The 22,013-nt window shown below is 39.8% G+C and carries 19 protein-coding genes; 5 read left to right on the forward strand and 14 right to left on the reverse strand.

From position 1 onward, the window contains the following. Window positions 1-64 precede the first annotated feature (64 nt). Window positions 65-1,015, reverse strand: coding sequence for a DMT family transporter (locus tag QQK09_RS08010; RefSeq protein ID WP_284203609.1), 951 nt, complete (start codon window positions 1,013-1,015; stop codon window positions 65-67). Window positions 1,016-1,121: 106 nt separating this feature from the next. On the opposite strand from QQK09_RS08010, the gene QQK09_RS08015 reads away from it, so the two are divergent. After that, window positions 1,122-2,039, forward strand: coding sequence for a LysR substrate-binding domain-containing protein (locus QQK09_RS08015; RefSeq protein ID WP_284203610.1), 918 nt, complete (start codon window positions 1,122-1,124; stop codon window positions 2,037-2,039). An 8-nt stretch (window positions 2,040-2,047) separates the two neighbouring features. On the opposite strand, the gene QQK09_RS08020 is transcribed toward QQK09_RS08015, so the two are convergent. Then, window positions 2,048-2,500: a GNAT family N-acetyltransferase gene (locus QQK09_RS08020; protein WP_284203611.1), complete on the reverse strand. Its 453-nt coding sequence runs from the start codon at window positions 2,498-2,500 to the stop codon at window positions 2,048-2,050. Between the two features lie 316 nt (window positions 2,501-2,816). Here QQK09_RS08020 and fdhD point away from each other — a divergent pair, with 316 nt between their 5' ends. Both fdhD and QQK09_RS08030 read left to right on the forward strand, forming a co-directional pair. Next, window positions 2,817-3,779, forward strand: coding sequence for a formate dehydrogenase accessory sulfurtransferase FdhD (gene fdhD, locus QQK09_RS08025; protein ID WP_284203612.1), 963 nt, complete (start codon window positions 2,817-2,819; stop codon window positions 3,777-3,779). Window positions 3,780-3,803: 24 nt separating this feature from the next. Continuing rightward, the gene (locus tag QQK09_RS08030; RefSeq protein WP_284203613.1) at window positions 3,804-6,119 is read left to right on the forward strand and encodes an FdhF/YdeP family oxidoreductase; all 2,316 of its coding nucleotides are present in this window, start codon (window positions 3,804-3,806) and stop codon (window positions 6,117-6,119) included. A 57-nt stretch (window positions 6,120-6,176) separates the two neighbouring features. Here QQK09_RS08030 and QQK09_RS08035 read toward each other — a convergent pair whose 3' ends face one another. Both QQK09_RS08035 and QQK09_RS08040 read right to left on the reverse strand, forming a co-directional pair. Then, window positions 6,177-6,998, reverse strand: coding sequence for an FCD domain-containing protein (locus tag QQK09_RS08035; protein ID WP_284203614.1), 822 nt, complete (start codon window positions 6,996-6,998; stop codon window positions 6,177-6,179). Window positions 6,999-7,075: 77 nt separating this feature from the next. Beyond that, window positions 7,076-8,545, reverse strand: coding sequence for a fructuronate reductase (locus QQK09_RS08040; protein WP_284203615.1), 1,470 nt, complete (start codon window positions 8,543-8,545; stop codon window positions 7,076-7,078). A 241-nt stretch (window positions 8,546-8,786) separates the two neighbouring features. Between QQK09_RS08040 and uxuA the strand changes: the two genes are divergently transcribed. Next, window positions 8,787-9,968, forward strand: a complete 1,182-nt coding sequence (gene uxuA, locus QQK09_RS08045; protein WP_284203616.1) for a mannonate dehydratase — start codon at window positions 8,787-8,789, stop codon at window positions 9,966-9,968. Between the two features lie 77 nt (window positions 9,969-10,045). Here the strand turns inward: uxuA and QQK09_RS08050 are convergent, their stop codons facing one another. From QQK09_RS08050 to QQK09_RS08080, 7 genes are all read right to left on the reverse strand, one after another. Continuing rightward, the gene (locus QQK09_RS08050; RefSeq protein WP_284203617.1) at window positions 10,046-11,125 is read right to left on the reverse strand and encodes a class I mannose-6-phosphate isomerase; all 1,080 of its coding nucleotides are present in this window, start codon (window positions 11,123-11,125) and stop codon (window positions 10,046-10,048) included. A 228-nt stretch (window positions 11,126-11,353) separates the two neighbouring features. Next, window positions 11,354-12,400: a polysaccharide lyase family 7 protein gene (locus tag QQK09_RS08055; protein ID WP_284203618.1), complete on the reverse strand. Its 1,047-nt coding sequence runs from the start codon at window positions 12,398-12,400 to the stop codon at window positions 11,354-11,356. A 452-nt stretch (window positions 12,401-12,852) separates the two neighbouring features. Next, window positions 12,853-13,263, reverse strand: a complete 411-nt coding sequence (locus QQK09_RS08060; RefSeq protein WP_284203619.1) for a type 2 periplasmic-binding domain-containing protein — start codon at window positions 13,261-13,263, stop codon at window positions 12,853-12,855. Window positions 13,264-13,271: 8 nt separating this feature from the next. Further along, window positions 13,272-14,366, reverse strand: coding sequence for a hypothetical protein (locus tag QQK09_RS08065; protein WP_284203620.1), 1,095 nt, complete (start codon window positions 14,364-14,366; stop codon window positions 13,272-13,274). Between the two features lie 76 nt (window positions 14,367-14,442). Next, window positions 14,443-16,056 carry a methyl-accepting chemotaxis protein gene (locus QQK09_RS08070; RefSeq protein WP_284203621.1) on the reverse strand — a complete coding sequence of 538 codons (1,614 nt, stop codon included), beginning with the start codon at window positions 16,054-16,056 and terminating at the stop codon, window positions 14,443-14,445. A 531-nt stretch (window positions 16,057-16,587) separates the two neighbouring features. Then, window positions 16,588-17,961, reverse strand: a complete 1,374-nt coding sequence (locus QQK09_RS08075; RefSeq protein ID WP_284203622.1) for an MATE family efflux transporter — start codon at window positions 17,959-17,961, stop codon at window positions 16,588-16,590. 118 nt (window positions 17,962-18,079) lie between these two features. Further along, entirely contained in the window at window positions 18,080-18,364 is a 285-nt protein-coding gene (locus tag QQK09_RS08080; protein WP_284203623.1) for a Fis family transcriptional regulator, read from the reverse strand. 178 nt (window positions 18,365-18,542) lie between these two features. On the opposite strand from QQK09_RS08080, the gene QQK09_RS08085 reads away from it, so the two are divergent. Then, on the forward strand, window positions 18,543-19,157 hold the full coding sequence (locus tag QQK09_RS08085) for a flavin reductase family protein (RefSeq protein WP_284203624.1): 615 nt from the start codon (window positions 18,543-18,545) through the stop codon (window positions 19,155-19,157). 8 nt (window positions 19,158-19,165) lie between these two features. Here QQK09_RS08085 and QQK09_RS08090 read toward each other — a convergent pair whose 3' ends face one another. From QQK09_RS08090 to QQK09_RS08100, 3 genes are all read right to left on the reverse strand, one after another. Next, the gene (locus QQK09_RS08090; RefSeq protein ID WP_284203625.1) at window positions 19,166-19,873 is read right to left on the reverse strand and encodes a FadR/GntR family transcriptional regulator; all 708 of its coding nucleotides are present in this window, start codon (window positions 19,871-19,873) and stop codon (window positions 19,166-19,168) included. A gap of 153 nt (window positions 19,874-20,026) precedes the next feature. Continuing rightward, window positions 20,027-21,505 (reverse strand): tripartite tricarboxylate transporter permease, encoded by a 1,479-nt coding sequence (locus tag QQK09_RS08095; protein ID WP_284203626.1) that lies wholly within the window; start codon window positions 21,503-21,505, stop codon window positions 20,027-20,029. Window positions 21,506-21,517: 12 nt separating this feature from the next. Further along, the gene (locus QQK09_RS08100) at window positions 21,518-21,964 is read right to left on the reverse strand and encodes a tripartite tricarboxylate transporter TctB family protein (RefSeq protein ID WP_284203627.1); all 447 of its coding nucleotides are present in this window, start codon (window positions 21,962-21,964) and stop codon (window positions 21,518-21,520) included. Between the last annotated feature and the right edge of the window lie 49 nt (window positions 21,965-22,013).

Consider the following 22,013-nt stretch of genomic DNA (forward strand, 5'->3'; position numbering starts at 1 on the left):
AACTCTAGTAAATAACAGACTAATGCTATTGATTAATAAAGAACAGGGAGAGAGTCATCACCTCTCACGATATAGCTGCATTAGGCCTACTATTAGCGGGGATTACTAACACTCTTTTTTTCTGTTTAAGCATGGGTAGAATGGTGCAGATAATGTTGGCTATCACTATCACCACTAACCCCAATATTTGATAGCGAGTAAATTGAGTCTCAAATAGCGTGAACTGTAAAATAGCGCTAAAAACAAGGTTTGTATAGATTAATGGTGCCAATTGCGAGCTGTTATCTGCAAGTTGATATGCTTTATAGCGCATCGCTTGCGTGGTGATCACTGTCATGGCCATTATTAAGAAAGTCGCAATAGGTAACCATCCCCAGTGGGGTAATAGCACTAACTCAACCTGACCGCCGATATTCAGTAGGGTGATGATCGGCAGTAAAAACAATCCAGCGTATAAAAATGTCCAAGCATTATTTTCTGTGCTCGACATACTACCCTTTGAGGCTTTATGTAAGCTGAGCTGTGAACCTGCATTAAATAACCCCGCCAGTAAGCCAATAAATATTTCGGGCTTGAAAGAGAAACCTGACGATTGACCGGCTAATAATATCACCCCACTGAATGTTAATAGGATTGAAATGAGCGTTGAGGTTTTGATAGAGATCTTAAACATAACCCTTTCAAGTAGCGTCATAAAGATAGGCCCAGTGCCAAATAGCACCACACTTTCTACTAGTGACAGGTTTTCAAGTGCGTAGATAAAGCAAAGCTGAGAGGCACCCACATTTAATGCCCTGATGAGCAGTAATTTACGCATATCTTTTGGAGGAAGACGGATTTTGGTAAGTGCTAATACCAATATTAACAACAGAGAAGGTAAGAAAAAGCGCAGCAAAACGAGATTGCCGATTTCAACATTTGCGCTGAGATATTTGGTCATTAAACCTGTCATCGATAAGCTTAATGTCGAGACCAACATAAACAATATCGCTTTATAGCTATTTTTATTAGACATTACGGCCCCCTTTTAATAAACATGCTCCTATTATGGTGATCTAGTTCACGTAAAAATAGTGAGTAATCATGGACTATTATGTAAGTAAAACTTACAGGTGGTAAAAATGAGAAAGCAGGCTCCGTTAAAATCTATCTATTCATTTATTGCTGTGGTCGAAACCGGCAGTATGTCTGCGGCTGCGAAGTTATTAAGTGTCAGTCACTCTGCGGTAAGTCAGTCTATTAAAGCATTAGAGGGGCAATTAGGGACTGAGTTATTTGAACGTATTGGGCGCAATATAGAACTTAATCGTGAAGGTAAACAATATTATAAAGAGGTGGGGCCGGCGCTACATAAAATAATGCAAGCGAGTGAAGCATTATTAAATAAAAATAATCATCATCGTTTGACGGTTAATATGGTCAACTCATTAGCATTGCATTGGTGGATCCCTCGTGTGGGGCATTTGCAAGCATTTGATCCCAAACTTGATGTGCGTATCTCTAACCGTACTGGTGTTTTTGATTTAGCACGAGAGGGAGTCGATGTGGCGCTTATTCACGATGCTATTGATGATTGGCAGAATTATTATTGTGAAAAGCTCACCGATGATGAGCTCGTGCTAGTCTGTGGTCCGGGCCTTCTACCAAAGGATTCAAAGTTGTCGCTACAAGAAATTATCACCCGTTATCCGGCGGTGAGTGTTGCTAATGATCGTCGTAAAAAAGATTGGCGCACTTGGTGTGAAGCACAAAATTTATCACTGCCACATTCTTCAAATAACCTTACCTTTAATGTATCCGCGCAAGCGATACATGCGACAATCCGAAATTTCGGGGTGTTAATTACGCATCGACAATTTGTTAAAGATGATATCGAGCATGGCTTATTAAGAGAGATTGGTAGCAGTGTTTCTAACCCGCTGCAGGCCTTTTACTTTGTTTGCCGCCCAGAAAAGTTAAAGCTTGAGAGTGTAATGAGCCTACGGAGTTGGCTAAGAGAAGAATTCACCTCCTCTAAAGCAAACAACGAGTCACTTTAATTTATATATTATTTTAGTAACAACATATCTAAGTGTGGGATGCCATCCTCCACATAATCAGGTGAGTGGCGTTTAAAACCAAATGATTGATAGAAGTTGATCAGATAAACCTGCGCACCTATTTGAATATCTTGCTGCGGCCAATGCTGCTCACACTGTTGTAATGCGTTATTTAATAGTTGCTTGCCTAACCCACCTTGGCGGTTTGCCTTTGCTGTTGCAATGCGCCCAATACTAACTTGTGGATAACTTATTCCCGGCGCTAACAAGCGTGCACAAGCGATAATTTTTTCATCTTGATAGGCGAGTAAGTGGTAAACATCTGGATGGTGGTCTTTATCATCAAGTTCTGGGTAGGGGCAGTTTTGCTCCACCACAAAGACATCTACGCGTAATTGTAATAATTGGTAAAGCTGATTAGTCGATAACTCACTGAATTTAAGGCATAACCACTGCATCACATCATCTCTTTTTTAAAATAGAAAGCTGACTTTACTATACAAATCTGCCTGAAAGCATCCTCTTTTGTTATCACGATGGCGAAAAAGATTTAATCACGGCATTTGCTTGTGATTTTTTGTGCGGAGTGTTGAGTTTTTGTTTTATTAAATGTTGATAATGGGTACTCATAATTAAAGGTTGGATAGTGCTGCGTTTCTCATATCAGCGCTCAATACTTTTGTCATTCTTCGTTTTCATATTGTGTGTTTTATAGATGCAAAAAGTATATAGATGATAACCGATTTTAAATTCCATTGATGGGAGTGAAGTAAGCCTATGGCTGAACAGCAAACAGATCAAAAAGATTATTCATTCGATTTTAGAGGCAGCGAACTTAATATTAATATGACTCCAGATAACATGCCGCCAGAAGAGATAAACCGCGCCGCTTCGGGGGTTGTTAGCTGTTCTCGACAACAGATCCAAGGTGCGCAAATAAGGCTTTCAATCGACTCGGTCATTGTTGAAGAGCCACTACAAATTAGACTTATTTATCAAGAACAATCGGGTAAAGAGCAGGATCGTATCTATTTAGTCACCATGCGCACCCCTGGTGATGATGTGAATTTAGTCACCGGGTTGTTATTAGCTGAGGGGGTAATCAAAAGCGCGACGGACATTATCGGGATTAATACTCAACTAGATGACGATGAGATAAGTATCAATGAGATAAATGTCCACTTATGCCCAAATGTGGTCGTTGATTGGGATTTTATCAAGCGTGATACCACCTCATTTTCGAGCTGTGGTGTATGTGGGAAATCCTCAATGCAATCCCTCGAGCTACGCGACATTCCGCGTTTAGATAGCGCTGAAGCGTGGTTATCTAGCCATATCATCGGTCAATTTTCTGAGCAGTTAGCACAGGTACAATCGATGTTTAAGCAAACCGGTGGTGTACATGGTTGTGCGCTTTTTGATGAGGCTGGTCAGCTGTTATTAAATAGTGAGGATGTTGGGCGGCATAATGCATTAGATAAATTACTCGGTCGTTTAGCGGCAACGCCTGAGCTTGATACACAGCGTAAAATAGTCTTTTTGAGTGGACGTATTAGTTTTGAATTGGTGCAAAAAGTACTGGTTGCAGGCATCCCAATACTTGCAGCGGTGGGGGCACCCTCAAATCTCGCTATCAATATGGCCAAACGTTTTAATTTAACCCTGATCGGCTTTAGTCGTGATGGCAGTTTTAATCTTTACCACGGCGCTTTTCGTTTGAACCTCGCCACATCTGAATAATGAATGACGAAATAGAGAATTGATATGACAATTAAAAAATATGATGGCTCAGCGGGTGGCTGGGGAGCACTTTTAAGTACCACGAAACATCTTATAAAAAGTGAGAATGTGACTACAAATATTAAAACTTTGCTGAAAACTAACCAGGACCACGGCTTTGATTGTCCGGGCTGTGCATGGGGAGAATCTGAGGAGAGAAGCCGTTTTAGATTTTGTGAAAATGGGGCGAAAGCGGTCAACTGGGAGGCAACCAGCCGCCGAGTGACACCTGCGTTTTTTCAGCAACACCCAGTGAGTTGGTTAAAAGAGCAAAGCGATTATTATCTGGAGTATCAAGGTCGCTTAAATCATCCGGTTCAATATAATCCTGCAACGGATTGTTACCAAGCCGTCAGTTGGCAGGATGCCTTTGCATTGATTGCTAAACATCTCAATGCACTGGAAAGTCCAAATCAGGCAGAGTTTTATACCTCCGGACGAGCAAGTAATGAAGCGGCCTTTTTGTATCAACTCTTCGTGCGTAAATTTGGTAGTAATAACTTTCCTGACTGCTCTAACATGTGTCATGAAGCAAGTGGCATTGGCATGAAGCAAGCGATTGGTGTGGGTAAAGGCACGGTTAAAATGTCTGACTTTGAGCATGCCGATGCGATTTTTGTATTTGGCCAAAATCCAGGAACAAATCATCCGCGTATGTTAGATACACTGCGTGAAGCCTCGCGTCGTGGTGCTGCGATTGTCTCTTTTAATACCTTAAAAGAGCGCGGTTTAGAACGCTTTACTAATCCACAATCACCGAAAGAGATGCTGACCGATGGTTCTACACAAATAAGTCAGTGTTATTTTATGCCTAAACTCGGCGGCGATATGGCCGTGGTGCGGGGCATGGTGAAAGCATTGTCTGTCATTAATGAAGCACAACTAGCAGCAGGTGAAGAGTCGATATTCGATTTGGCATTTATTGCAGAACATACACAAGGGTTAGCGCAATACCTCGATGCGGTACAAGCGACACCGTGGCATGAAATCACTGAACAAGCTGGTTTATCACAGTCTGAAATCGAGCAAGCGGCTACTATTTATTATCAATCTAAACGAGTGATTATCACCTGGGCGATGGGCATTACCCAGCATAAGCACTCAGTAAATACTATTCAAGAGATCACTAATCTACAGTTATTGTTTGGGCAAATAGGTAAGCAGGGCGCGGGTTTGTGTCCGGTCCGTGGGCACAGTAATGTGCAGGGTGATCGTACTATGGGTATTGATGAAAAACCCCCAGCAAGTTTCATCGATAATATTTCTCAGGCTTTTGATTTTAAAGCCCCTTCTGAGCCGGGTCATAACACTGTAGAAGCGATTAAAGCGATGCTCGCGGGACAGAGTAAGGTGTTTATTGGTCTTGGTGGTAACTTTGCCGCCGCAGCGCCAGAAACGGCGTTAACCGAGCAAGCATTAGCAAGTTGTCATTTAACCGTGAATATTGCCACCAAATTAAATCGTACTCACCTTATTCACGGCAAAGATGCGTTGATATTACCCTGTTTAGGGCGTACCGATGTTGACCTGCAAGCAGGTAAACCACAAAGCGTGACCGTTGAAGATTCCTTTAGCATGGTGCATGCATCTGCTGGTGTAATAGAGAGTGATATCGGCGAGATGCGCTCAGAGCCCGCCATTATCGCGGGCATTGCTGAGGCGACGCTAAGCAAGCAGCCGATTGACTGGAGCTGGGTGATTGAAGATTACGATAGAATTCGTACCTTAATCGCGAAAGCTATTCCCGGATTCAATGATATGAATAACAAAATAAAACAACCCGGTGGTTTTTATCTGGGTAATAGTGCGGCGGATAAGCAGTGGCAGACGGCCTCGAAAAAAGCACAATTTATGACCCATGATCTACCTACACATCTATTGCCTGCAAATTTACGCGCGCTCAGTAAAGATCCGGTCTTTGTTTTACAAACGATGCGTTCCCACGATCAATACAACACCACGATTTATGGTTTTGATGATCGCTATCGTGGTGTTTACGGAGAACGTAAAGTTATTTTTGTTAACCATAATGATATTAGCGCACTCGGTTTTGAGAACGGGCAGTTAGTTGATGTTGAAGCCCTTTGGGGCGATGGTGTCGAACGTAAAGTGTATGGTTTTAAATTAGTAGAGTATGAGATTCCTGAGGGTAATATTGCCGCTTATTTCCCCGAAACGAATCCACTGGTATCAATTGATGGCAAGGGGGATCTCAGTGATACACCGATCTCAAAAGCGATTCCAGTGATATTGTCTACGGCTGTGTTGAATAGTAATCGGGTAGATATTACGCTCAATTAGGCAGGTATTGTTTATTAAGCCAATAACGCAGCGTGTTTATTGGCTTTTATTTAAATGTTATTTGTCTGCTAAGGGGTAGGAAGAAAATAGGTAGCCATCAAAGTTTTCATGGTCGATATCAGAGAGCTCAAGCAGTGTTTTTTTAACATTTTCTAAGTGCTGCCACATCGCTTTTTTTGCGCCTAACGCGTCCTTTCTTTGCAGTGCAGAGAGGATAGTTTGATGGTCATTTAACCATTTTTTTTGATAATCTTTAGTGTCGATATGAGCATGTAACTGTTCCCACATCTTACTTTCTAGTCGCATTCGCCACATCAGTTTAACCACCTCAACCAACAGATCATTCTTAGCTGCCTGTGCAATTAAAATATGAAATTCATAGTCATATTGTTCATTGTTATCACCCATATTTAAGGCGTTTTTTTCTTTTTCGAGTACTGCTTTCATCGCTTCAATTTCACTTTTTGTAATTTGATGTGCGGCGAATTCTGCGATATTACTTTCAATTAACTGGCGTGCTTGTAGTAGCTCAAAGGGACCAATGTCGGTGACGCTTAACCCTGAAAAAGCAGAGATTAGCAGGTTAGATTGAAGCTCGGTGTCAGTCTTATTGATTGGCAAGTTTTCAGATTTTGGCAGGTTAGTGACATACACTCCAGAGCCTTTACGGACTTCAACCAAGCCTTCGATCTCTAACATAATAATCGCTTCACGAATAACAGTGCGACTAACATTATGCACTTCGGCAATTTCTCGCTCTGTCGGTAAACGGTCGCCCACTTTATATTTGTCTTGAGATAGTTGCTCTCTTAACGCTTTACCAATCGCCACATAGCGTCGTGTATTAACTGGCTGTGGTTTAGTTTTATTAATGGGCATTTAATATTTCTCAATTAATAGAATAGATAAACTTAAGTATTGATTTTATACAATAAACAAACGCTATCCTAGTCTGATTAAAGCGATGACAGTGATGTGACTGCCTGTTTAGCGCCATGCGTTGCGATAAGTTGATAAGCTGTCGTGACTGTTTCAACAAATTCATCGTTTGCTAATAATGCTTTATCAAAAATAGAATCAATGCCTAGCAGCGCTTTGACTCTCTGTGGATGATTATAATGGCTGTCATTGATATCGATGAAGGTCTGCGCCAGTGGATCGCGCACATCAATTATTTTTCCCTGCTCATCAACCCCGCCCACGTAATGCATCCAGCCCGCAATGCCCATGGCGAGCCATTTATAGTCACTTTCATGTTGTAAATGAAATAATAAAGAGCCAACAAATCGTTGTGGTATTTTTTGACTACCATCCATCGCAATTTGCCACGTTTGGTGTTTTAGTGACGGGTTGCTAAAGCGCTTAATAAGTAGTTCAGCGTACCCTGCTAGATCGGTTCCCACAGGCATGTTTAAGCTGACCGCCTGCACTTTGAGCATTAGGTCTAATGTTGCTTGTTGGTAACATGGATTAGCCATGGTATCGGAAATATGTTGATAACCGCCGAGATAACCGAGGTAAGCTAAAAATGAATGGCTGCCATTAAGCATTCTTAACTTCATTTCTTCAAAGGGCACAACATTTTGCACAAACTCTGCCCCAGCAATATTCCAATCTGGACGTCCTTGTACAAAATTATCTTCAATGATCCATTGGCGAAAAGGTTCACAAGCGACTGCGCAGGGATCATCTACTCCTGTCATCGCGGTAATTTCAGTTAATGTTTCGGGTGTCACTGCGGGCACGATTCTATCTACCATGGTAGAAGGGAAAGTGGTATGAGATTCAATCCACTGAGCAAGTTCATTGTCCTGTAAGCGTGCAAGGCCTAATACCGCGATTTGAGCATTGTGACCATTTTCTTGTACGTTATCACAGGACATGACGGTAAAAGCTTGCAGGCCGCGTTCTCGACGCAAACGAAGTGCTTCTACAATATAACCAATGGCGGATTTTGGTTCGCTTGGTGTAGCTATATCATTTTGAATTAATGGATTGTTCTCATCTAATTTTCCAGTTGTATGATCAATGCAATAACCCTTTTCAGTGATGGTCATCGAGACTATCTCAACCTGTTGTTCAGCCATTTTTTCTATCACGGCTTGTTTACCATCAAGCATAGGGTGCAGTGATTCATTGACCGAAGCGATCTCTTTGACAATGGTCTTGTGTGCCCCTTTTTCGGCCACCAAATAGCGATGTTGTTGGGCGCGAAGTTTTTTAATTAGTTCATGACCACTAAACAAACTGATAACACAAATCCCCCAATCACCTGCTGTTTTTTCTAGTACATCGTGGGTATATAACGCTTGATGTGCACGATGAAATGCACCAAAACCAATATGTACAATGCGACTTTTCAGTTTTTTCTGGTCCACTTGACTAGGGGTAACAGAGGCGGTTAATGGGGTGCTGGCAATAGACATTACTTCTCCAAATGATTATCTGTATTAGCGGCAAAAGATAAGAGCTCAATCACCTTTTTAATTATTGGTATACAATATACCCTTGCAACTTGATTTTGGCATACCAATATTTGTTTTTGTGCTGTATGTTTTATTATATGTTCGCTATTTCGCTGCAAAGGGTCTTTTAATTTACATTGCAGCCGTTTTTTAGCGCAGTCACTTAAATAGCCCAAATAGATAACCCAGATAGAGGTAATAGATGCAACAAACTTGGCGTTGGTATGGACCAAATGATCCCGTTTCACTTGACGATATTAAGCAAGCAGGCGCAACAGGTATTGTGAATGCGTTACACCACATTGCAAATGGTGAGGTTTGGACTGTCGAAGAGATTTTAAAGCGTAAAGCGATCATTGAAGCGAAAGGATTATCGTGGTCAGTCGTTGAAAGCGTGCCTGTGCATGAAGAGATTAAAACGCAAACCGGTAACTTTCAGCAATGGATCGATAACTATAAGCAAAGTATTGAAAATATTGCTAAATGTGGCATTGATACGGTTTGTTATAACTTCATGCCTGTGCTTGATTGGACACGCACAGATCTCGCTTATGAGCTTGAAGATGGCTCGCGTGCTTTACGTTTTGATCAGATCGCCTTTGCTGCATTTGAACTACATATTTTAAAAAGACCTGATGCTGAGTCGGCTTACAATGACGATGAAATCGTACAAGCAGAGCAATATTTTAACAATATGACTCAGGCTGATATCGATAAATTAACCGCTAATATCATCGCCGGTTTACCGGGTGCAGAAGAGGGCTATACGCTCACTGAATTTCAAGCACAACTGGATCGCTATGCTGGAATTAGCAAAGATAAGTTACGTGAACATCTCGCTTACTTTTTGCAATCCTTAATGCCTGTTTGTGAAGCGACGGGGTTGAAAATGGCGGTGCATCCTGATGATCCACCACGTCCTATTTTGGGTTTACCACGTATTGTCTCAACGATTGAAGATATTCAATGGTTGACGACTGAAGTGCCAAGCAAAAACAATGGTTTGACTATGTGTACAGGCTCTTATGGTGTGCGTGGAGACAATGATTTAGTTGATATGATTAATCAATATGGAGATCGTATTTATTTCTCTCATCTGCGTTCAACGCAACGAGAAGAAAACCCAATGAGCTTCCATGAAGCGGCACACCTTGATGGTGATGTTGATATGTATAACGTAGTGATGGCGCTTTTAAAAGAAGAGCATCGCCGTGAAAAAAGTGGTGAAGGGCGTGCTATACCGATGCGCCCAGATCATGGTCATCAAATGCTTGATGATTTACGTAAAAAAACTAACCCGGGTTACTCTGCAATTGGTCGTTTGAAAGGGTTAGCGGAAGTGCGTGGTTTAGAGATGGGATTAAAGCGCAGTTTCTTTAAATGATTCTGTTTAGAGTACTTTGTTAATATAAAAAACCGAACCTATTTTTAGGTTCGGTTTTTTATACGCTTAATCGTTGTTTATAAAGGAGGGTAACACTCTATTATTTCAGCGCCATCTTCGGCGATGATGCTAAATTCACTCAAACCATAGGGGCAAAAAAACGTCTCGTATTGCGATAACTGTAATGTTTGCGAGGTGGTTTTGATAGTACAACTACCTTTTGTTACCACCGCAATAAAAAACTCATCTTCTGTTTTTGTCACACTACCGAGAATCGTTGATTTGCATATTCTAAATCTATCGGTTGTTGCTGCGTCTACCAGTGATTCTTTATAAGAGTGTTTATTATATTGCGCTATTTTGCGTGCTTTTTGTTTGAAGTTCTGCTGAATATATTCAGGTGTATATTGTGTGTAATCAAATACGTCTAAGCAAAAGTCTAACCCTCGTTTCATAAAACGTGCTTCTTCAGGCAGGGTGTAACCGGATTTCTCAAATTCAAATCTGACGGCCCAATCCGAAGGTTCCATCACTTCAATCATTAAAATTCCTTCACCAATGGCATGCGGCATACCACCCGGTATATAAAAGCAATCATTGGCTTTTACAGGAATTTTTTTAAAGCAGGACTCTATGTTATTGATCTCTTGGTTTTCAATCATCTGCTTAAGGTTTTCTCGGCTCGGCGGATGTTGAAAACCTAGATAGATATAGGGATCAGAAATACCCTCTCTTATATCAAGAATATAATAAGCTTCTGCTTTGCCTGAGTTTGAATTTAGTTTCTGTTTGGCAAATTCTGCCGTGGGGTGCGCTTGAAAATGAAGTCTCACCGAAGAGTCTAAATATTTAACCAGTACCATAGGATTAGTTGCGTATTTCTTGGCATGTTTAGGGCCCAGAAAGTAGTTGGGATCAGATTGGATAAGTTGAGCAAAATCACAAGGCTCCGAAGCAATAATAGCTTTAGAGATACCTTCAATATGGGACTCTCTACCCGGATTAACCGCTTGAACTGTTGATGCTATCCACTCTTCTGGAAAGTGTGAATCAGTTGGTTCATTTACATTCTGTAAATAATCGAGCGTCTTTCCTCCTACGTAAGATCGCCACACCCTATTTGGCATGAATGTAATTAGCTGTCCTTGGTAACTCATAAGATACTCTCCCTATTGCATCTGGCTGACTAGGTACTTATATATAGCAAAGGATCACTTTATGAACTCTATTTGTATTATAAAAGTACTGTTTGAGATAAAGGACTACTATACGTTAATTGGTTTTGTAATAGCGTGGAGGTGGATCTATTTAGAGGATATAAAAATAAAAAAGAGCCTATTTTAGAAAAATAGACCCTTTCATTTTAAGCGTATTATTTAGGAAGATTATTTTCCGTTAAGCTTAAGTTCAGAGAAGCTTACGCTGCTGTAGTTACCATTCTTTTTATCGATAGCGAAATCACCAGTACCCTCACAACCAGGTCCCCAAATAGGGTGTTTGTCACTTACGCTACATTGACCGTATGCACCCGCTTTGAAGTAAAAATCATCAGCAGCATAACCATGTTCGAAATCTAGTTCATCATAACCTTTACTTAGATCAATATTGTAAGTTACTGTTTTGTGACGTGCAGTTTCAAAAGTTAGGTGCATCATCGTCCCTTCAACAGCGACTTTGTAGCTGAAGTCTTCACCTAATGCGATACCTGCTTTACCTGGTGCTTCAAGATTTTCCCAAGTATTACCCCATACTGGTATTGCAATATCTGCACGGTTAGGATCATTTTTCTCAAGGTTACGTTCGTAGTTCCAGAATACTGAACCATATTCGTGCCCAGGTAGTTTCTTGAAGAATATTTTTATTGGTTCATTACCGTGTCCATAACCCGTTTTTGCTTTTATTTTTTCATTATTTTTCTTTGCATGAATTTGACCGACAACAACAGAGTGCGCGGCTGGACGATCAGAGTGTTTTGCATTTACAGATACATGGTTAACTTTTAGCGTTGCTTCTAACGTACCACCAACACGGCTGTAGCTTTTCGCTTCTGGGTGGCTTGAAAGCGCCCATTGATTAAGTTTATCTGCTGTATCGATAGAGAAATTTGCACCACGTGGCATTTCACGCAGTTCTGAACGTGCATTTTTAGAGTTTTTAGTAGTGATAGCTTGGTTTTGTACTTCAAAAACTAAGTTGCCATTTTTATCTAAAAAGAAGAAATCTGAGTGTGAGTAACTCATCATTGCAACACCTTCGATCTCATCAACTCGACCATCTTGATTAATATCTGAAGGAATGGTGATTTTCCAATTACGCATATCAAATTTGTCTGCTGGAACTGGGTATGAAACGCCATTATTAGCAACGTCAGCTAAGGCTATTGTAGGTAAGGCTAGTAAAATTGAGCCTGCAAGAATAAGTTTGTTTTTCATTTTAAAGTCTCTTTTATCGATCAGATGTCATTTATAATATTGTCGTACAATACTGGTGTTCTGAATAATACAGATGGTGAAGATTCCCCAAAGTTGAAATATAACGTATTGCATTACTGGTCACGCTTTGTTTAATTTTATAACGAATAAAAATGATCTACTTATAACTTTTCACATGAATATATCGTTGCTTTTTGGTCATTTACATATCAATACCCTTCGGTTTTTAGATTGTTTACATAAAAACGAAATGATATGGACAATAAAAGTATGAATAAAGGTGGGGGCGCTAATCGGCAACGTTAAAAATACTATCAAGTGGATAGGTTTTGTGGGGAAGATTATCTTGTTGGTTGATTTGCTAAACAGGAACCGGGTAGTAAGTCATAATTTATCAGGATACTAATAAGCCCTCACTAGAAAGTCTAAGTGAGGGCGATTAAAGTATTAATCTATAGCTTTAAGAGAACTTTAATTTCTGCTGTGACAGAGGCCTCATCAATATAACCAATTGCATTTGTACTGCTTGAAACTGCTTTAATCATTGCAATATCATCAGCCACTTGTGTTGGTGCATCAGCTTTTCCGGTAAAAACTAAACGTGACCAAGCAGATTGCAACTGCGATTCACTGCGACCGGTGGTTGCTGCGTGAAAGGCTAGACGCTCCGCATTACCGTCAGCAAGTTCAATAATCTTTGCTTTTTCACCGTTTGCTAATCGAGTTTTTTTACCCATAAACAGTTTTTTAACATCGCTTACACTCAGTGCATCGATCCCTGACGAGTGACCAATGACAACCATTGCTGCGGAAGCGTTAAAAGATAAAATTAGCGCTGATATTAATAAAGTAATTTTTTTCATGTTATCTCCTAAAATACAAAATCAACAGCGGCAGAATAGACAAGAGAGTCTGCTTCAATAAAGTTACCTGCAGCTCCAATATTATTTACAAATCCACCACTTGTATCTTGATAATCGGCATAGGTTAAATCGACTTTAAAAGCCATGCTTTTGGCGAAGTCCCAACGAGTACCGATTGAATAAGCCATACGCTCAAAGTTGAACAGAGGTGCATAAGGAGAAAAATCCCTTTCATCATTGTCGGTGGTTTTAACCCAGTTAACCATTAAATACGGCATGACATTATCAAAGCGATATCCAAATAAGCCTGAAGCAGATAATGTGTCAGAGAATTCACCCTCTAGCGATGTATCTGCAAGTTCTACCATCGCTAACATGTCACCATTATCATATTGCATACCCAGTGAAATAAATTGACCTTTTTGGTTATCTAGCATGTTTTCTATATAAGCTACTTCATCTGGAGAGTTATAACTGGTTGTTGCGGTGACATAGGATCCTCTAAAGGTGAAATCACCTACATACCAGTGTGCGGTTAAACCCCACATTTTATCTAAGGTTACTTTGCCAAACTGCGAATCTCGCTCATTCACTTCGCCGATGCCGACAATAGGTTGCAATACCAGAGAAGAATCATCAAATTCTATTGGAATTAATAGATCCATACCCGTGTAGCTAGAAATAATTAAATTCTCGTAGAGTTCTTGCGAAGGGCGTAACATAGGGTATGCATAACCCACATCTAAATAATCTGAATACATAAACATTGGAGTGCGTAATTTACCTAACCTAGCGGTCAGCAAACCAAAATCGTAACTTACGTATGCCATTTCTACAGAAAGATCATAGTCATAACGTGCGTTTGAGACTACTTGCGTTACAAATTTTGCTTTATCATTAATCTTCACATCTAATTGAATACCGGCAAGGGTATCTTGAGAAACATCCCAGCGCTCACTTGTGTAACCAGCGTAACCAACATCATTGTTTGATTTACCAACAGCTACTGAGCCAAAGCCACTAATTTTAATATCATCTAAACTGGCGGCATGGGCACCACTAAATGTGAGGCAGATAGCTGCAGAAACTAACGTTTTTTTCATTTTAAACTTCCTTTGTTGTTTTAATTGTTCTGAAATCCATATCTGGTGTTTTACTAATTATTTATAAACAGATCTGTTACACCACTTTAAACTGATTCGTAAGTCGATAAAGATTGCCAGTGACGTGATCAATATCTTGAGCTGCACTATTCACTTCTTCAACGCTTTTAGCTGTACCTTCTGCCATTGCGTGTATTTCATTAACATTTGCATCAATATTACTCGATGTTTGCTCTTGCTCATCAGTGGCTGAAGCAATCATCTCATTACGTTCAGTGATCTCTTTGACATCAGCGGTAATACGCTGCAAGGATTGCTCTGCTAATAGAGATTCATCTACACATGAAGAGGCTTTAGCAGCGCTATTAGCGATAATTGTTACCGCTTCTTTGGCACCTTCCTGCAGCTCAGCAAGTACCTTTTGAATCTCTTGTGTTGATGTTTGTGTTCGAGCTGCAAGTGTGCGTACTTCATCGGCTACAACAGCAAAACCACGGCCTTGTTCACCTGCTCGTGCCGCTTCAATGGCTGCATTTAATGCAAGTAGATTTGTTTGCTCAGCAATTGCATTGATTGAATCAAGGATCGAGCCTGCATTTTGAGTGCTTGAATCTAAATGGATAACAACTTCTGAGGCAGCGTTAACATCCTGCGTTAATTCTTTAACCGACGATATAGTGTTTTGAACTTGCTGTTCGCCAAGCAGGGCTTGCTCACTTGCGCTGCGTGCGGCTTGTGAGGCATCGTTGGCATTTTGAGCAATATTACGTGCCGCATCTGATAGTTGTGCTAGAGAGTGACTTACTTCCTCAACGGATTGGTACTGCTTTGCTGATAATGAAGATGTTGTTTCGCTTGCTGTCACTAAGGTGCATGAAATGTCATTTAGTTGGGCGACATTAGTAATTGTCTCTGTGACATTTTTTTGTAATTTTTCTACAAACAAATTAAAAGCATCAGACAAGCCTTTTAACTCATCATTTTTTTCATGGACTAGACGCGCTGTTAGATCACCCTCTCCTTGTGCTATGTCATGCATCTTGTTGGTGATGGTATCTAGGTCTTTTCTTATACCAGAAAAGGCTAGCCACCCCATTACAGAAACTAAAATAAGGGCAATAATGCCAAATAGCTTCATTGTATTATTGGCGCTAGCGTTACTTTGCGCTAATTGTATAACTGAGGCTTCAAAGTCTTGAGCACGAGCATCACGAAAATTACTTACATCTTTTTGTAATTGGTCTAATAATTGATTACTTTCGGATGCTAAAATAGCGACGTCACTAAGATTAATATCTCCATCAATCATTCCTTGAGCAATGTTTCGTGCTTTATCAAAATAACGTTGAGTATCTTGGGATAAGATATCAATAGAGTGTCTTTGGCTTGGCAATAACAGTTTTTGTTTATTAAAAGCTGCTAACATCTGTTGAAGTGTTTCTGCATTAGTATCGATCATTTCATCGTCACCAATGGTTACCGCCAAATTAAAACGTTCTGAAAGTTGATCTAATTGCACTTGATTAAGTGAGGCGAGGTTCATTACGGGATAATAAACCTGATGGATATTTGCAACGCTTTTAGTACTTGCTGATAACGCATCGCTACCAACAAAGAAGATGCTACTAAAGCCAATAAAGCTAAATGCAGTTAGTGATATAATTTTTTGTTTAATAGAAAAAGACAGCATATAAACTCCATTTATGTACAACCCTTATTAACCATTTAGGGCACGCTTCGTGCTGATACCTATACACATAGGTATGTACAAACTATTTATTATTAAAAGCAATTAACCTGAATGTAATGCAAGTTGAATTGAGAAATAAATTATTTAAGTAATAGTATAATTAGCATGGCGCGGCATATTAATAAAAATACTGATTACTTCTTAAGGTACAGATGTTTTGGGGCAGCAATGATAGAAGAATATTCATAATATAAAAAGGTAAAACATTAATAATAAAATGGTTTTTTTGTGTACTTGACTTTTATGTGTGTTTTTAGTGGCTGGTTTCGTGCGGCTTAGCTTGTGAGCTGCAGAGGGAGTGGCCCTCTCATTTGACGCACAGTGTATTGTGTTTGATTTTTAAATGACCTTGTGTTGTTTTAGGTTGCTTGAGATAAGCCTTAAACCTTAATTCACAGTGGAAAAAAAGAGGTTTCAGTTCACGTTTTTTGCCCACGTATTTTTAATTAGTGGGCGATAATAAGGAGTCAGTTAGTCATACATTAGCTTTTCAGCTTTTGCTAAATCAAATTCTAATAGTGATTTTCGGGCTAATTGCCTAAAAGGAATTGCCTTTACTATTTCTTCAAAGGGTTGTATCGCAAACGCCCAGAAAACAGAACCATCGAAACCGATAATGATGATCGCGCATAATGGGATTGAGATAACCCATTGTCCGATAAAATTGATTTTAAACACAGCTGTGGTTTTACCAAGGGCGCGTAATATATTGCCATGCACGGTATTGTAACCGCGCACTATTGGTAAAAAGATATAGAGCGGTGCAATTACGGCTAAGGCTTGGTAAGTAGACTCGTTTAAGTCGGGGTAGATATCCGCGATAAAGAGGCTTATTGCAGCAAAAAGAAAGGCACATAATATGGAAATAACCACTGCGATATTGATACTCGCATCAACATCTCTGGTTAGATTCTCCATTTTTTTAGAGCCGATTGCTTGGCTAATAGTAATCGCTGATGAGTGCGACCACGCTGCAACAAACTGCATTCCTGCTCGAATCCATGGCATAACTAATGTAATAGCTACATAAGCATTAATATCTAACTGAGAGTAGAGTAGTTGGTAGACCGCGATGCCAATAGATAAGATAGTAACGTTAGCCGCTATCGGAAAAATTTCAATGAAATGATTACGAATATTATTGATCATTGAGCTGTTTTTAGCCGGTGCTGACATGTGAATTTCTTTGCTAAAATGCATGTATAAAGCGAGGTAAAATAGACGCACAGTAATCGCAATGATACTGCCTAAAGCTGCACCTTGAACGCCGATACCGTCAAAAGAGAGTACCCCTATTGTGTCGAAGCCATGAATCAATAAATAAGAGAGTAGGGCATTAACTGGTAATTCAATGAGGTAACCTTTAAAAGGTACTTTTGTGCGACCTAGGCCGTTGAATAGGGCAATCATGACTTGAGTGATTGCGGTAAATAATACGATATATTTTGAGATAGTTAAGTAATCAACAACCTCTTGGTGCAATGCGCTATTATCGGTTAATAGCTCAATTAGCGGGCGATCAAAAAAGGTTAATAACATCCAGAATAGTGCAGCGACGGCACAATTAATCAACATCCCAGAGAAAAATGCTTTTGATAATGCCTCTCTATTGCCTGAACCGACTGCTCGACTCAATACCAATTGGGTACCGTTAGCGAGTGCCATCTGAATACCCAGGATCGAAGCGATAATGGTGGTGGCGATCCCCATCGCCGCTAAAGGAATTTCACCCAGCGGTGATACCAATAAAGTATCGATCATCAACATTGACTGCATCAACAGTCCATTTAATGCTAATGGCCAAGCAAGGGAGATATTCTTTTTAACGTAGGATTGGGAAAGCACAGATAAACCTTAATGTAACAATAAAATAGGGAAATCTAATTATAATATTATTAAACCAATGAGGCTTGATTTATGATCAACTCTTTTGCAGATCACCAACGAAAATCGTTGCTTCTATCTATTGTGATGTAAAAAAGACCTGTTTCCGCACATTGTTTAACTCAATGTTAGCAGCGCGTAATTTCTGTTGGATGAGGTTGAGTAAAATCCCTTGCTGTTCTGCATTTTCTGCGCTGTAAAGGTCTTCAAAGGTGCAAGTAATCACTAAGGATTCAGGAAAACGGGCGTAATTCACCTTATGGCTGACCCATTTGTAACCCTGAATCTCTTGTAATGCAACTTCACAAATCTGAGTTAATAAATTACGCAGTTGGTTGTCAATTTTCTTATCGGTTTTACGCATGTTGAAAGCTATCCTTTATGTCGTGAGTAAGCATTTTTATTTTATGGGATAAGTGGTTAGCGACCAAGGTGTGAATAAATACTATTTTTAATTGATAAATGGTGAGCTAAGACCAGTCTATATTAACGAACTTTGTTATAACAAAGGTATCGATTATCAATCATAAGGGCTAATTTTAATGCAGCTAGATTTTTCCGAGTTCTCATCCAGTGAGCGCTATCATTTAATGACGCAAACCATTATACCAAGACCTATCGCATGGGCGCTAACTGATTCTGAAAATGGCAGTTATAATTTAGCACCCTTTTCATATTTCACTGCGGTTTCCAGTGAACCCGCTTTATTGATGTTATCAGTCGGTAAAAAAAGCAATGGTGAGAATAAAGATACCTTAACGAATATCCTCAGTAATAAAAAAATGGTGATTCATATTGCCTCTGTGGATCATGCTGAACTGGTGACACAAACAGCTAAAACCTTAGCGCACGGTGAATCAGAATTAGCAGATACAGGATTAACAACGACTGCTTTTGAGCAATTTTCGTTGCCACGATTAAGCAACTGTGAATTGGCTTTTGGGTGTGAATTATATGAGACAAAGCAGCTCGGGGATGCGCAGCAAACGTTAATTTTTGTCGAAGTGAAACAGTTATATATTAATGATCGTGTTGTATCTAAGGATATGCAGAATAGGTTGACGATTGATGCCACAAAGGTTGCCCCACTGGCACGACTAGGCGGAGGTGAATACGCGTCTATTACTAAGCCATTTACGTTACAGAGACCCGCTTAAGTGTACTATTAATTAGGTAAACTATGTTTTTCAGCCATCAATAAAAAGCGTGACGCTTCACGTGCTTGATCGGCGTTACCGGCCATGATGGCTGCATAAATTGCACGATGCTCATCGATACATGCGCCGCCATCTTTTGATGAGTGGTGGATAAAACTTCTAAAAATAGTGGCGAGCACATTACCAAAAGGCAGATAGAAATCATTGCCTGTGGATAAAAAAATCAAGCGGTGGAAATACATATCGACTTCAATCCAGCGCTCTTGATTGAATTTTTTTGCAATGGTTTCCATTTTTTGGAAAGTACCAGAAAGCTCGATACGCTGTTGTGCAGAAGCATTCATTGCGGCTAATGCGCAGGCTTCCGGTTCAATTGCTTTGCGTAAACCAAGAAATTGCTGGTTAAAAGTATTTGAATTTTCAAGACCATCCATCCATTCAAGTAACTGTGGATCGAAAAAATTCCAATTTTCTTTATCCATTACCGTGGTACCGACTTTGGATTTAGACAGTAATAAACCTTTCGAGATGAGTAATTTTAATGCTTCTCGCAATGCGGTACGACTAACTGAAAACTGTTCACATAAAGCCTGCTCATTGGGGATTTTAGACCCTTGAACTAGATCTCCAGATAAAATACCTCGTGCGATTTTTCGAGCCACCTGCACATGTAATTTACTCATTGAGCTCGAGACGTTATTGAACATTGAAGACATGAAATCCCTTATATGTAATATAGTTCAGTCGTAAATTAGACTGTTAGCAATGAGTATTAATCATTGCTATTTTCTTATTCCCAAGTGTTATTGTACTACAATAACACTTGGGGTGAATTTAAATACAACTAAATATTAACGTTTAGTGAATTTTTATGCGCTACGTTGTCTCTTTTTGAGCTTCATCGTTGAATAAACAGAAAATACAGCGAATAAAATAAAAGCTAATGCGATTGGGCGGTCGTATAAAAATGACCAACTTCCTTCATACATAATCAGCGACTTTCTTAAGTTCGTTTCTGCCATTGGACCTAATATAATGGCCAGTAATATAGGTGAAGATGGGATCTCTAATTTATTTAATATAAAACCTAGTAAACCAAATGTAATCGCAATACCTACATCAAACATTGAATTATTGATCGCGTATGCACCAATGATTGATAGGAAGATGATAATTGGAATCATGATTATTTTTGGGACTTCAATGATTCGACAGAAGAAACGAATACCCAAAAAGCCAATCAATAACATCACAATATTAGCGACGATCATCGAACTAAAAATGCCATAAACAATTTCAGGGTTTTGTGTGAATAATAACGGGCCCGGTGTTAAACCTTGAACAATAAGCGCGCCTAATAAAACGGCAGAAACAGCATCACCCGGTACACCGAGTGTTAATAAAGGAACTAATGAACCACCTGTTACACCATTATTACCTGACTCAGCAGCAGCTAAACCATGCATTGAACCATTACCGAACTCTTCAGGTTTTTTAGCCACACGTTTTGCTTCGTTATAACAAGCAAATGCAGATATATCAGCACCTGCGCCAGGTACAGAGCCAATTGAAGTGCCAATTAAGCCGCTTTTAATACAGGTTGGTAGGATTTTCTTGAAGTCAGGAAAGCTCAGCACTTTGTAATCAAATTTTGGTGCTACATCTTGTTTGTTATTAGATAATTTCTCTAATTGATTTAAGCCTTCTGAAATCGCGAATAAACCGATTAATACTGGAATGATATTAATGCCACTGTATAAGTCCATTATACCAAAGGTAAATCTCGGGACACTACTGATCGGGTCTAACCCAACCATTGAAACAAGCAAACCGATGGTGCCTGCTAATAATCCTTTCAGGAGGCTTTTAGCGGACACGCTGGCAATAATGGTTAGTCCAAAGAGGGCAAGCGCAAAGTATTCTGGGGCATTAAAGCGTAAGGCAAAATCAGCCAAGATTGGTGCGATTGCAATCAGTACAATCGTGCTAATTAACCCACCAATAAATGAAGCAACAGCCGCAATACTAAGGGCTTTTGCTGCCAATCCTTTAATCGCCATGGTATGACCATCAAGCACTGTGGCTGCTGATGCGGGCGTACCGGGCGTTTTCAGTAATATGGCCGCGATTGAGCCACCGTAAATACCACCAATGTAAACACCGATCAGCATTACTAGTGCTGGTGTAGGTTGCATGCCAAAGGTGAAAGGCAATAAAATCGCAACCCCCATTGTCGCTGTTAAACCAGGCAGTGCACCTAGGATAACGCCACCAAGGACACCAAAAACTAATACCGGAAAAACCGCCAGACTAAATGCTGACATAAAACCATTGAGTAAATGTTCCATAGTAATAACCGTTTAATAAAAGAGTAAACCTTCAGGTAATGAAATAACGAATACTTCACCAAATAGAAAATAAATTGTGAATACAAATATCCACGCGACAATGTAATAAAGTGGCTTTTTAACTTTGTAATAAATAAGGTAAAAGGTAAAACCGATTAGGCTTGCAAGTAAGTAACCAACAAGGCTGATAAGGACCGCGTAAGCAATGAGAAAGACCACGCCAAAAATTGATTTACTGGATAGCAGTGGTTCCTCTTTCACTGTTTTTTTGTTGTTTTTATGTTGAACAATTAAAACGCCACATATAATTATTTGAATAATGGCTATTGCAGCAGGAAAGAAATCTGCACCGACAGGGGCGTCTTGAAAGCGGGGTTCAGGGAATTGACTGATGAGCACTAACAGTATTGCACTTAACGCAATAATTAATGCGGGAAATAAAATATTGCGATTGAGCATAATAGACTCTCGAATAAACGCTAAAATGTTTAAATGTTATGGATTATAA

Source organism: Psychromonas marina, assembly GCF_030161115.1.
GTDB lineage: Bacteria > Pseudomonadota > Gammaproteobacteria > Enterobacterales > Psychromonadaceae > Psychromonas > Psychromonas marina.